The sequence below is a fragment of the Kosakonia sp. LAM2021 genome (genome assembly GCF_016620385.1).
Lineage (GTDB): Bacteria > Pseudomonadota > Gammaproteobacteria > Enterobacterales > Enterobacteriaceae > Kosakonia > Kosakonia sacchari.
Map to the genome: position 1 here is coordinate 99565 of NZ_JAENHT010000012.1, position 11520 is coordinate 111084.

At 50.0% G+C, this 11520-nt stretch carries 11 protein-coding genes and 2 rRNA genes; 5 read left to right on the plus strand and 8 right to left on the minus strand.

What is annotated here, in order from left to right; genetic code table 11:
• The first annotated feature begins 40 nt into the window (after positions 1 to 40).
• Positions 41 to 163 carry a YshB family small membrane protein gene (locus JKP81_RS20830; protein WP_141399381.1) on the plus strand — a complete coding sequence of 41 codons (123 nt, stop codon included), beginning with the start codon at positions 41 to 43 and terminating at the stop codon, positions 161 to 163.
• 66 nt (positions 164 to 229) lie between these two features.
• On the opposite strand, the gene hemN is transcribed toward JKP81_RS20830, so the two are convergent.
• Positions 230 to 1603 carry an oxygen-independent coproporphyrinogen III oxidase gene (hemN, locus tag JKP81_RS20835; protein WP_200553212.1) on the minus strand — a complete coding sequence of 458 codons (1374 nt, stop codon included), beginning with the start codon at positions 1601 to 1603 and terminating at the stop codon, positions 230 to 232.
• 186 nt (positions 1604 to 1789) lie between these two features.
• Positions 1790 to 2290 carry a Der GTPase-activating protein YihI gene (yihI, locus tag JKP81_RS20840; protein ID WP_017460097.1) on the minus strand — a complete coding sequence of 167 codons (501 nt, stop codon included), beginning with the start codon at positions 2288 to 2290 and terminating at the stop codon, positions 1790 to 1792.
• Positions 2291 to 2865: 575 nt separating this feature from the next.
• Between yihI and yihA the strand changes: the two genes are divergently transcribed.
• On the plus strand, positions 2866 to 3495 hold the full coding sequence (yihA, locus tag JKP81_RS20845; RefSeq protein WP_200553221.1) for a ribosome biogenesis GTP-binding protein YihA/YsxC: 630 nt from the start codon (positions 2866 to 2868) through the stop codon (positions 3493 to 3495).
• 306 nt (positions 3496 to 3801) lie between these two features.
• Here the strand turns inward: yihA and polA are convergent, their stop codons facing one another.
• Positions 3802 to 6588, minus strand: coding sequence for a DNA polymerase I (gene polA / locus JKP81_RS20850; RefSeq protein WP_200553213.1), 2787 nt, complete (start codon positions 6586 to 6588; stop codon positions 3802 to 3804).
• A gap of 421 nt (positions 6589 to 7009) precedes the next feature.
• Between polA and JKP81_RS20855 the strand changes: the two genes are divergently transcribed.
• On the plus strand, positions 7010 to 7918 hold the full coding sequence (locus JKP81_RS20855; RefSeq protein ID WP_200553222.1) for an acyltransferase: 909 nt from the start codon (positions 7010 to 7012) through the stop codon (positions 7916 to 7918).
• Positions 7919 to 7930: 12 nt separating this feature from the next.
• Here the strand turns inward: JKP81_RS20855 and dsbA are convergent, their stop codons facing one another.
• The 3 genes from dsbA to JKP81_RS20870 all read right to left on the minus strand — a co-directional run bounded on the left by dsbA (position 7931) and on the right by JKP81_RS20870 (position 9902).
• Complete coding sequence (dsbA, locus tag JKP81_RS20860) at positions 7931 to 8554, minus strand: thiol:disulfide interchange protein DsbA (protein WP_131413656.1); 624 nt, start codon at positions 8552 to 8554, stop codon at positions 7931 to 7933.
• A 16-nt stretch (positions 8555 to 8570) separates the two neighbouring features.
• A complete protein-coding gene (locus tag JKP81_RS20865) occupies positions 8571 to 9557 on the minus strand; it encodes a serine/threonine protein kinase (RefSeq protein WP_200553214.1) in 987 nt (328 codons plus the stop codon).
• Positions 9558 to 9632: 75 nt separating this feature from the next.
• On the minus strand, positions 9633 to 9902 hold the full coding sequence (locus JKP81_RS20870) for a YihD family protein (RefSeq protein ID WP_017460091.1): 270 nt from the start codon (positions 9900 to 9902) through the stop codon (positions 9633 to 9635).
• Positions 9903 to 9971: 69 nt separating this feature from the next.
• On the opposite strand from JKP81_RS20870, the gene mobA reads away from it, so the two are divergent.
• Both mobA and mobB read left to right on the plus strand, forming a co-directional pair.
• Entirely contained in the window at positions 9972 to 10559 is a 588-nt protein-coding gene (gene mobA / locus JKP81_RS20875; protein ID WP_200553215.1) for a molybdenum cofactor guanylyltransferase MobA, read from the plus strand.
• Positions 10556 to 11065 (plus strand): molybdopterin-guanine dinucleotide biosynthesis protein MobB, encoded by a 510-nt coding sequence (gene mobB, locus JKP81_RS20880; RefSeq protein ID WP_200553216.1) that lies wholly within the window; start codon positions 10556 to 10558, stop codon positions 11063 to 11065. Before mobA ends, mobB begins: the two co-directional genes overlap by 4 nt.
• Positions 11066 to 11216: 151 nt before the next feature.
• On the opposite strand, the gene rrf is transcribed toward mobB, so the two are convergent.
• A 5S ribosomal RNA gene (gene rrf / locus JKP81_RS20885) occupies positions 11217 to 11332 on the minus strand.
• Between the two features lie 92 nt (positions 11333 to 11424).
• Positions 11425 to 11520: ribosomal RNA gene (locus JKP81_RS20890) — 23S ribosomal RNA — on the minus strand; the annotation flags it as partial.

The following is an 11520-nucleotide window of genomic DNA, read 5'->3' on the forward strand; positions in this document are numbered from 1 at the left end:
CAGTGACGTATGATCTTGCCCGTTCATGGGAGAGGTCATCATGCTGGAATCATTAATCAATGTGGTCACTGCAGGCGTAGAAGCTGGCGCGTCGGCAAGCCACACACCGCAAACGGCCATCGCGGCTGTTCTGTGTGCCGCGCTGGTTGGGCTGTTTAGCTAATCTTCGCGTTATGCTGCGCTTATCAGGCCTACAGAACGTATTTTGTAGGCTTGATGCGCCATCTCGTTAAATCACGCGTGAAAACTGCTGCAAGCGCGCTTTGCGCCGCAGATAAGCATCGAAACACATGCAGATATTGCGGATCAGCAAACGCCCTTTCGCTGTGACCTGTAATCCCTGCTCGTTCATTGCCACCAGCCCGTCCTCCACCAGCGGTGCCAGCAGGCGCAAATCCTCGGCAAAATAATCACGGAAGTTGAGATCCCAGGCGCGTTCCACCGCATCGAACTCGAGGCGGAAATTACAAATCAGCCCTTTGATCACATCGCGGCGAATACAGTCGTCACGGGTTAACGCGATACCGCGCCATAGCGCATTTCCGCGCTCGTCCACTTGCTGATAATAGTGTTTCAGCTCTTTTTGGTTTTGCGCGTAGCTGTCGCCGATCATGCTAATGGCAGACACGCCCAACCCCAGCAGATCGCTGTCGCCCTGCGTGGTGTACCCCTGGAAATTACGGTGCAGTACACCTTCACGCTGAGCAATAGCCAGCTCATCGTCCGGGCGGGCAAAGTGATCCATGCCAATAAACTGGTAACCGGAGCCGGTCAGAGAAGTGATAGTTTGCTGCAAAATATCGAGTTTCTGCTGCGCTGTAGGCAAATCAGCGTCTTTGATTTTGCGCTGTGCGGCGAACAATGTCGGCAAATGCGCGTAGTTGAAGACACTCAGGCGATCCGGGCTAAGCGCCGCCACGCGCTGTAACGTGAAAGCGAAGCTTTCCGGCGTCTGTTTTGGCAGGCCGTAAATCAGGTCAATATTGGTCGAGGTAAAACCAATATCGCGGGCGTGATTGAGCAGCGCAAAGATAAATTCTTCATCCTGCTCGCGATTGACCAGACGCTGAACCTCTTTGTTGAAATCCTGCACGCCCATACTCAGGCGATTAAAACCTTCGCTACGCAGATGATCGAGCACATCCAGTTCGATTTCGCGCGGATCAACTTCGATCGATATTTCCGCATCAGCATCAAACGCAAAATGACCGCGCAGCAGGCTCATCAGACGGCTGATTTGCGCTTTGTTCAGATAGGTCGGTGTACCGCCGCCCCAGTGCAACTGTCTGACGTGGCGACCTGAAAATAGCGGCGCGCGGTGAATAATTTCCTGCTCAAGCGCGTCCAGATACTGATCGGCTTTATGCTGCTGGCGGGTGACAATTTTATTGCAACCGCAGAAGTAGCACAGCTTGTGACAAAACGGGATATGCACATACAGCGACAGCGGTCGCTCAGGGTAACGCACCACAGCCTGGCGAAAATCGTCTTCGCCGTAAGCGTCGGAAAACTCCAGCGCGGTGGGATATGAGGTGTAACGCGGCCCGGAATAGTTATATTTCTGGATCAGGGCCAGATCCCAGTCGATGACTTGCTCAGACATTGTTTACTCCTTCCGATGACGCCGCTGGCGGTTCCGGCGGCCCGGCCTGACCTCGTTTCGGGTCATAAGCCGGTTGCGCAGCCACAATTTGCGCCGCGACAACCGCTGTAGTTTAACGAATAACCACACCAGATAACATATAACCGGAAGGGTTATAAGCAGGACAGAAAGCCCCATAGAAAAGGATTAGTTGCCGCCTTTCAGCAGACGCATCATATCTTCTTTGCCTTCTTCTTCCTCTTCTTCGTCATCATCGTAAGAGAGGCCGAGTTTCTGCATCAGCTCATCAATGCGGTCCAGTTTGGCATCGACCCACGCCTGATCGTCAGCGCTCAGGGTTTCACCCTCTTCCAGACGTTCCAGTAGCGCGTCCAGGCGCTCATCCGTTTCCAGCATTTCCAGCTCTGCCTGCGGTGAAAGCATAGGTTTCTCGCTCTTAGGTTTGTGCTGCTTGTTGACCGGCGTGTCGGTGACACCCAGCGGGATCGGTTTTTTACTACCAATACGCGGATCTTTTTGCTGTTTACCCCTTCCGGAGCCAGAAGCGCCGTCGCCACCGTTCGCACGGCTGCCTGAAGCATTACCGCGGTGCTTTTTCTCACGCTTACGATCGCGGCCTTCCTGATTTAACTCTTCACGGGTTTTACGGCGCACTTTACCGCGCGGATTGGTGGACGGTTTTTTCATATTAGTGGTCTTAAGTCGTTTTTCATCAGTATAGAATTGCGGCGGAATCTAGCAGAAAGCAAGCAAAGAAAAAAGGCGACAGTGCAAACTGTCGCCTTTTTTCTTGACCCTTCACCCGTAATGGGTTTTACATTCCGTGTTCGCTATCAACTTGCCCTGTTTATCCGTTAGCGTAGAACGTTCCCTGTTACGGTTCCTTTTCCTTGTTCAACGTCTTCTGACGTTAGTCTCCGGTCTTCGCCTCCTGGCGCTCCTGACCCCTCATTCCGTGAGTTATCCTTCCACAAGCAGCATCCGGCCTTAGTGGGTTACTTTACCCTTCTGAGCTAAACTGACAAGCAGGAAAAGCGCCAGAACCCGCAGTTTAAGAAAATTCTATATACATAACCCTTTGATTAGATAACTTTTAGCCATTTTTTAATCTGCAGTTTCTCCGAAAGTTCGCATAACGAAAAGGGCAAATATCTTACACATCGCGCGGTAATGGCTCACAGGAGAGTTTCTGGCGAGAAAAACAGCCTTTTACGTGGGTTCAGGTATAATCGCCGCATGCTTTGACGATGGAGACGACCATTTTGACTAACTGGAATTACCAACAGACGCACTTTGTCACCAGTGCGCCTGATATTCGCCACTTACCCGCCGATACCGGCATTGAAGTGGCTTTTGCTGGCCGCTCCAACGCAGGTAAATCGAGCGCACTTAATACCCTGACCAACCAGAAAAACCTGGCGCGAACCTCGAAAACGCCCGGCCGTACGCAGCTGATCAACTTATTTGAAGTCGCTGATGGCAAACGTCTTGTCGACTTGCCGGGTTACGGTTACGCGGAAGTGCCGGAAGAGATGAAACTCAAATGGCAACGCGCGCTGGGTGAATACCTCGAAAAACGCCAATGCCTGCAAGGCCTGGTAGTGCTGATGGATATTCGCCATCCGCTGAAAGATCTTGATCAGCAGATGATCCTGTGGGCTGTCGAGAGCAATCTGCAAGTGCTGGTGCTGCTGACCAAGGCGGATAAACTGGCCAGCGGCGCGCGGAAAGCGCAACTGAATATGGTGCGTGAAGCTGTGCTTGCCTTTAACGGCGAAGTACAGGTTGAAACTTTCTCGTCGCTGAAAAAACAAGGCGTGGATAAATTACGTGAGAAACTGGATGGCTGGTTCAATAACCTGCCGCCAGTGGAAGAAGAAACGGGCGAGTAACCTTCATATCAAGCGTGGCATTCGCCGCGCTTTTTCTTTCTTTCGTACAATAAAAAACGCCCCAGTCATTTCTGACTGGGGCGGCTAAATATTCAGCCAAATCCGATTACGTGAAGTAAAAGGTCTGAAAGATAGAACATCTTACCTCTGTACCCTACGCGAATAACTCTACTCCCTTTTTAGATCCGGACAAAGCACTTTTTGTAATTTCTTTTCAATTTTTACATAGGGAATTCTAATGATTGTCACAAAACTCACGGTGATTTGTTGCTTACTTACAGAAAAAGCCCTTTACCCACCGAACACTTAGTGCGCTTGATCCCAGTTTTGACCACTTCCGACTTCCACCAGCAACGGCACATCCAGTTTGGTGCTACTCTCCATCAGTTCATGGATCTTTTTCGACACGGCCTCAACATCATCTTTATGCACTTCAAACACCAGTTCATCGTGCACCTGCATGATCAACCGCACGCGCGGTTTCTCGCTTTGCAGCCAGCTATCTACAGCGATCATGGCGCGTTTAATGATGTCCGCTGCCGTTCCCTGCATGGGAGCATTGATCGCCGCACGTTCCGCACCGGCTCGTCTGGCCCCATTGCTGGATTTGATGTCCGGTAGGTAAAGACGACGCCCATCCAGAGTTTCAACATAGCCACGATCTTTCGCCTGTGCGCGAGTGCGCTCCATATATTCCAGCACGCCAGGATAACGCTCGAAGTAAAGATCCATGTACTTCTGCGACTCTTTACGCGGGATATTGAGCTGACGCGATAAACCAAAGGCGCTCATGCCGTAAATCAGCCCAAAGTTGATCGCTTTCGCGCTGCGGCGCTGCTCGTTACTGACGCTTTCCAGTGGCAAACCAAACACTTCTGCCGCCGTTGCGCGGTGAATGTCTTTACCTTCAGCAAATGCAGACAGCAGACCTTTGTCGCGTGACAGGTGCGCCATAATACGCAGCTCAATTTGCGAGTAGTCCGCCGAGACAATGACATAATCTTTCGGCGCGATAAAAGCCTGGCGGATACGGCGGCCTTCCTCATTACGCACCGGAATATTTTGCAGGTTCGGATCGGTCGAAGATAAACGGCCCGTTGCCGTCACAGCCTGATGATACGAGGTATGCACACGCCCGGTTTTCGGGTTAATCATCAATGGCAGCTTATCGGTATAGGTCGATTTCAGCTTCGCCAGCCCACGATGTTCGAGAATAACTTTTGGCAGCGGGTAATCCAACGCGAGTTCTTCGAGCACCTCTTCCGACGTCGACGGCGCGCCACCAGGTGTTTTCTTCAACGGCTTAATGCCTTGCTTCTCAAACAAAATAGTTTGCAACTGCTTGGTTGACGAGAGGTTAAACGGCTCACCCGCAATTTCATGCGCCTTTTTCTCCAGCTCTGCCAGGCGCAGCGTCAACTCTTCGGAGTGCTTGTGTAAGACGGCGGGATCAATATTGACGCCATTACGCTCAATACGCGAAATTACCGGCACCAGCGGCATTTCAATGTTCTGAAAGACGTTCAGCGGTCCGGCATTATTTTGCAGCTCCGGCCACATCTTCAGATGCAGCTGCAGCGTGACATCGGCATCTTCCGCTGCATAACGCCCGGCCTGTTCAAGATCGATCTGATTAAACGTCAGCTGGTTTTTACCTTTACCAGCGATCTCTTCGAAGGTGACCGTTTTATGCTTTAGCCAGCGTTCGGAGAGGCTGTCCATGTCATGACGACCGGCGACGCTATCCAGTATGTAGGATTCCAGCATGGTATCGAAGGCAATGCCGCGCAGTTCAATGCCGTAATTTTCCAGCACGCCGCGATCGTATTTAAGGTTCTGCCCCACTTTATGGGCATTTTCATCTTCCAGCAGCGGTTTCAGTAATTCCAGCACGCGCTCGCGCGGGATTTGATCCGGTGCATCAAGGTAATCATGCGCAACCGGCACATAAGCCGCGATACCCGGTTCGGTCGCAAAGGAGAGGCCAACCAGATTGGCGCTGATATTATCGAGGCTGTCGGTTTCAGTATCGAAAGCAAAGAGCGGTGCGCTTTTCAGTTTACCGATCCATGTTTGCAACGTCTCTTCATCGAGAATGGTGACGTAATTTTCCGCCGACAGCGCGGCTGCGGGAATATCCGCTTCTGCCTCAATCTCAATGGTTTCCTGCGGTTTTGCCGCCGGTTTGCCGCCTTTCGCCTGGAGCCATTTGCCCGCTTCTACATCTGCGCTCCAGCGTTTGAATTCATATTTCTTAAACAGCTCCAGAAGCTCTTGCGCCGCAGGCTGCTGAACTTCCAGCTGTTCGCAGGTAAGCTCCAGTTCGACATCCGTTTTGATAGTAGCCAGTTGGTAGGAGAGATAAGCCACCTCTTTGTTCTGCTCAAGCTTCGCCGCCATGGTTTTAGCACCGCGGAAGGTGAGCCCGGCGATTTTATCCGATTCTTTATAGAGCGTATCCAGACCGCCCAGCCCTTGCAGCAATGCCTGCGCCGTTTTCTCGCCAACGCCCGGCACGCCAGGAATGTTATCTGAGGAGTCACCCATCAGGGCGAGGAAATCGATAATTAACTCCGGCGGGACGCCATATTTTGTGACGACTTCATCTGGGCCGAGAATGGTGTTGGTCATAGTATTGATAAGCGTAATATTTGGCGTCACTAGTTGCGCCATATCTTTATCACCGGTGCTTATCAACACCGGCCGACCCGCTTTTTCGGCTTCGCGCGCCAGCGTGCCGATGACATCATCCGCTTCAACGCCGGAGACCGCCAGTAACGGCAGCCCCATCGCTTTTACCATGGTGTGCAGCGGCTCAATTTGCGCACGCAAATCGTCCGGCATTGGCGGGCGATGAGATTTGTAATGCTCAAACAGTTCATCACGGAAGGTTTTGCCTTTCGCATCAAACACCACCGCAGCATGTGTCGGCTGGTATTGCAAAATCAGGCTGCGCAACATGTTGAGCACGCCGTACATAGCGCCAGTAGGCTCACCGGCGCTATTGGTCAGCGGCGGAAACGCATGATAAGCGCGATAAAGGTAAGACGAGCCGTCAACAAGGATAAGTGGGTTTTCTGGGATCTGAACCATGATGTCCATGCCTGTTTATCAAATTATGGTTAAAGGATGCCACAGACAGGGAGAAAACATGAGTTTTTCGCGGAAAATGCCGAAAAGATTTCGCGATCGTCGGGATCGCTCGCATAAACATCCTGTGGATAAGTTTGTGAATAGTTTTTGTCAGGCTGGACTTTTGTGCTATTACGCCGATCGCAGAATTATACAAACCATTTATATTCAATAGGTTATATTATAAAAGATGATCATTGTTGCTTTTTGATAGCAATTTACGCTGTGTGGATATAAGTAATTTTGATTTGATTTATTACCGATAATTGTTCAGGTATTACCAGCAAGGTTTAAGCATTCGTGATAACTGTTTTCTGTTAAGATCTGCGCCTTGCGCTTTTTTAATGTGCTTTTAGCAGCTAACTTTCTGAATAATATAACTATGTCGAGATTTCTTGCGGTAACTACTCTATTTTTGAGTGTTCTGCTCACCATATTGGTTACCATTGTTTGTTCCGTGCCCATAATTATCGCCGGAATGCTCAAGCTGTTAATTCCCGTTCCCGCGGTATGGCGCTCGATCTCAACGTTTTGCAATTTTCTGATGTACTGCTGGTGCGAAGGGCTCTCATTGCTATTGCATCTCAACCCTTATTTACAATGGGATGTTGAGGGGCTGGAAGGGCTGGATAAGAAAAACTGGTATTTATTGATCTGCAATCATCATAGCTGGGCGGATATTGTGGTGTTATGCGTGTTGTTTCGTAAACATATTCCCATGAACAAATATTTCCTTAAACAGCAACTGGCGTGGGTACCTTTTATTGGCCTTGCTTGCTGGGCGCTGGATATGCCTTTTATGCGCCGTTACTCCAGAAGTTATTTGATTCGTCACCCTGAACGTCGGGGTAAAGATGTTGAAACCACGCGCCGTTCATGCGAGAAATTTCGCTTTCACCCGACCACCATTGTGAACTTTGTTGAAGGCTCACGTTTCACGGAAGACAAGCGCCAACAGACACGCTCTTCTTTTAAAAATCTGTTGTCGCCAAAAGCAGCAGGTGTTGCCATGGCGCTAAATGTATTGGGTAAACAGTTCGATAAATTGCTTGATGTTACGCTCTGTTATCCGGAAAACGACCGGACGCCGTTCTTTGATATGCTCAGCGGTAAACTGACGCGTATTGTCGTGCGAGTCAATTTATTGCCGGTGGATGAAGCGTTACATGGAGACTATGTTAACGATAAGAATTTTAAACGGAGTTTCCAGCAGTGGCTGAATAAACTGTGGCTTGGAAAAGATGAACTGATTGATACCATCAAAGCAAAATACAATAACGCCGGTCAGTGACCGGCGTTATTTTTATTTCTTCTCAACAAGATACTTCACGGTGTTTGCGTAGTCCTGAACGAAGGCATCCAGGCTGCTGCCGTCCATGCCCTGCTGGTTAACCTGATATTTCCCGTTAACAAACATAGCCGGAACGCCCTGAAGTTGTAAATCCGCAGCCGCTTTTTCTTGCTGAGCAACCAGCGATTTCACCACGAAACTGTTCCACGCTGCATCATACTCTTCGCCTTTCACGCCCGCGCTGATGAAGACATCGCGAATATCTGCAACAGACTGTACGGTCTGTGTTTTCTGAACCGCTTCAAACAGTGGAGAAGTGATTTTATCCTCCACACCAAGCGCCATGGCCACAGCCCACGCCTGCGTCATCTCTTTACCCAGTGGACCTAAGAATTCCACGTGGTATTTGGTCATTTTTGTGCCCTCTGGCAGCTTCTTCTTCACCGCATCAGCAACATGCCAAACTTGCTCGAAGTCGTAGCAGTGCGGGCAATAAAACGAGAAGAACTCAAGCACCTGCGGCTCGCCCGCCACTGGCTTATCAAGCGTAATAAATTGCTTACCGTCTGTTGGTTGTGCTGCTGAGGCGCTAAAAGCCAGAATCATTCCTGCCAGCGCCAGCCAAATCTTCTTCATGGTTAACTCTCTCCATTTAATACATTGGTGTTAATGCTAAAGGTGGTTCTTGAAGAACTTTCACCTGTTCAAGAAAAATCAATGTTTGTCTGTGCCAGTGATCTTCACTGCTTAGCCACGGGAAATTTTTGGGAAATGCCGGATCGTCCCAGCGACGAATCAGCCATGCCAGATAATAAACCAGGCGCATGGCGCGTAGCGGCTCGATTAACCCGAGCTCGGCCATGTCGAATTCACTGAATTCTTCGTAGGCCTCAACGATCATCTCCATCTGCATGCGCTGCTCAGCTTTATCGCCGTGTAGCAACATCCACAGATCCTGTACGGCGGGGCCATTACGGGCATCGTCTAAATCAACGAACATTGGCCCGTCTCGCCAGAGAATATTCCCTGCATGGCAATCACCATGCAGACGCAAAAAATTAAAACGGTTATGCCATTGCGCCATTACAGCATCAATAAGCTTATTGGCTGCGCGCAAAAATTCATCTTTTAAACCAGAAGGAATGAGCGTTGATGTTTCAAAGAGTTGGCGTGGCTCAATCAGATATTCTTGAACGCCTATTTCCGGACGGCTTGTAAAACGCTTCTTACTGCCGGTTTGATGCATACGACCAAGGTAGCGCCCCACCCACTCCATTTGATCCAGATTGTCGGCTTCAAACTGACGGCCACCAACGCTTGGAAAAACGGCGAAAAAGAAGTCCTGATGGGTGAGTAAGGTTTCATTGTTGAAAGCGAGCGGTGCCGCGACCGGCACGTCATCACGCTGCAAATCTAAAGCAAATTCATGCTCTTCACGGATTTGTTCTGCAGACCAACGCTCCGGGCGGTAAAACTTCACCACATAACGTTTGCGATCTTCATCCTGAAATTGATAAACGCGGTTTTCATAGCTGTTGAGCGGGGTAAGCCCGGAATCCACCCGGATCCCCTGCTCAAACAGCGCATCCATAATGGTATCCGGGTGTAATGTCTGGAAGGTAAAGGCGTTGCAGGTCATCCTGGGATCCGAAAATACGACGAATAATTCAGGATATCATTTCGTAGCGTATTCGGTTGCGCCGCTTACAAGCTTTTACTCTTTAATTACGCCACGCGCGCGCAACAGCGCGGTTTTAAAATCCTCTTCATAATCTTTCTGAATGCCTGGGATCACTGCATCTTTCGAGGAGTCGCGCATTTTCAAATGATAGATCAGGATGTCATCACTTAAATCCACAAGGTCGCCTTGATAACCTGACTCTTGCGCCAGTTTCTGCAAAAATTGCACTAAATTAAGCTCTGGTTCTTTTTGCCATGCAGGCTGGAGAAGTTCGATAACTTCATTCAGGCGTTTACATTTCATAATCGTGCTCCTTACTCTGGGTACAGACACGTTAGCAGGGTAAAACCCACAATAAAAGAGGCGATAAGGGTGACGGACAGTAGTGCAGTAACAGGTGTGGTGCTGGCGGGAGGAAAAGCCTCGCGGATGGGTGGAAAAGATAAAGGACTGCAGGAATTAAATGGCAAACCGCTGTGGCAACATGTTGCCGAACGGCTGGCACCACAGGTAACCAGCTTAGTTATCAGCGCCAATCGAAACCTTGAAATTTATCGCACCAGTGGCTTACCGGTCCTCACAGATACGCTGGATGATTTTCCCGGCCCGCTGGCGGGAATACTCTCCATTATGCAGCAAAGCGATGGGGAGTGGTTTCTGTTTTGCCCGTGCGATACGCCACGTATACCAACGGATCTTATGACGCGGTTACAAAAGAATCGGCAGCATAATGCGCCAGCAATGTGGGTTAATGATGGCGAGAGAGATCACCCGGCAATTGCTCTGGTACATCGCAGCGTTTTACCATTTTTGCGGGACTATCTCGCCAGCGGCGAACGTCGGGTGATGGTATTTATGCGACGAGCAGGAGGGCATGCGGTTGATTTTAGTGATGTGAAATCCGCCTTCGCCAATGTGAACACCCCTGATGATCTCGCGCACTGGCAGGAGAGAACATGATCCCATTACTCGCCATTGCCGCCTGGAGCGGAACCGGTAAAACGACGCTACTTAAGAAGTTGATTCCAGCTCTCTGCGAACAAGGTATTCGCCCCGGGTTAATCAAACATACCCATCACGATATGGATGTCGATATGCCCGGTAAAGACAGCTATGAATTACGTAAAGCAGGTGCGGCACAAACGTTGGTTGCCAGTTCGCAACGCTGGGCATTAATGACAGAAACGCCGGATGTGGCCGAGTTGGATTTGGCATATCTGGTTAGTAGAATGGATGCAACAAAACTGGATCTGGTTCTTATCGAGGGTTTTAAACACGAGGCTGTGCCCAAAATTCTGCTCTGGCGGCATGACTGTGGTCATGATTTAGCGGAGTTGGTGCTGGACGAGCATGTTATCGCCATTGCCAGTGATATCCCTCTGATGCATGGTGTGCCGATACTAAACCTGAATGATATTGAGCAGATAGTCACGTTTATTATGCGCTGGCTTAGGCAAGTGGATTAATTTGCCGGTACTTACTGCCTGTTTCATATGAGGCTTTCTGTCGGGCAGATGAAAGATTAAAACCGGCATCGCAGGGCGAGCGCCTGTGCTGTTTCGCTGCGTAAAAATGCAAAAAGGCCATCCGTCAGGATGGCCTCTTCACTTGTTTGATGCCTGGCAGTTCCCTACTCTCGCATGGGGAGACCCCACACTACCATCGGCGCTACGGCGTTTCACTTCTGAGTTCGGCATGGGGTCAGGTGGGACCACCGCGCTAGTGCCGCCAGGCAAATTCTGTCTATCAGACCGTTCTCACGTTCTGATGTAATCTGTATCAGGCTGAATATCTGTCTCTCACGCCAAAACATCTTCGGCGTTGTAAGGTTAAGCCTCACGGTTCATTAGTACCGGTTAGCTCAACGCATCGCTGCGCTTACACACCCGGCCTATCAACGTCGTCGTCTTCAACGTTCCTT

Excerpts from the sequence above, each read along its gene's own strand:
- JKP81_RS20830 (WP_141399381.1), top strand. The coding sequence starts at position 41 with ATGCTGGAATCATTAATCAATGTGGTCACTGCAGGCGTAGAAGCTGGC.
- hemN (WP_200553212.1), bottom strand. The coding sequence starts at position 1,603 with ATGTCTGAGCAAGTCATCGACTGGGATCTGGCCCTGATCCAGAAATAT.
- yihI (WP_017460097.1), bottom strand. The coding sequence starts at position 2,290 with ATGAAAAAACCGTCCACCAATCCGCGCGGTAAAGTGCGCCGTAAAACC.
- polA (WP_200553213.1), bottom strand. The coding sequence starts at position 6,588 with ATGGTTCAGATCCCAGAAAACCCACTTATCCTTGTTGACGGCTCGTCT.
- JKP81_RS20855 (WP_200553222.1), top strand. The coding sequence starts at position 7,010 with ATGTCGAGATTTCTTGCGGTAACTACTCTATTTTTGAGTGTTCTGCTC.
- dsbA (WP_131413656.1), bottom strand. The coding sequence starts at position 8,554 with ATGAAGAAGATTTGGCTGGCGCTGGCAGGAATGATTCTGGCTTTTAGC.
- JKP81_RS20865 (WP_200553214.1), bottom strand. The coding sequence starts at position 9,557 with ATGACCTGCAACGCCTTTACCTTCCAGACATTACACCCGGATACCATT.
- JKP81_RS20870 (WP_017460091.1), bottom strand. The coding sequence starts at position 9,902 with ATGAAATGTAAACGCCTGAATGAAGTTATCGAACTTCTCCAGCCTGCA.
- mobB (WP_200553216.1), top strand. The coding sequence starts at position 10,556 with ATGATCCCATTACTCGCCATTGCCGCCTGGAGCGGAACCGGTAAAACG.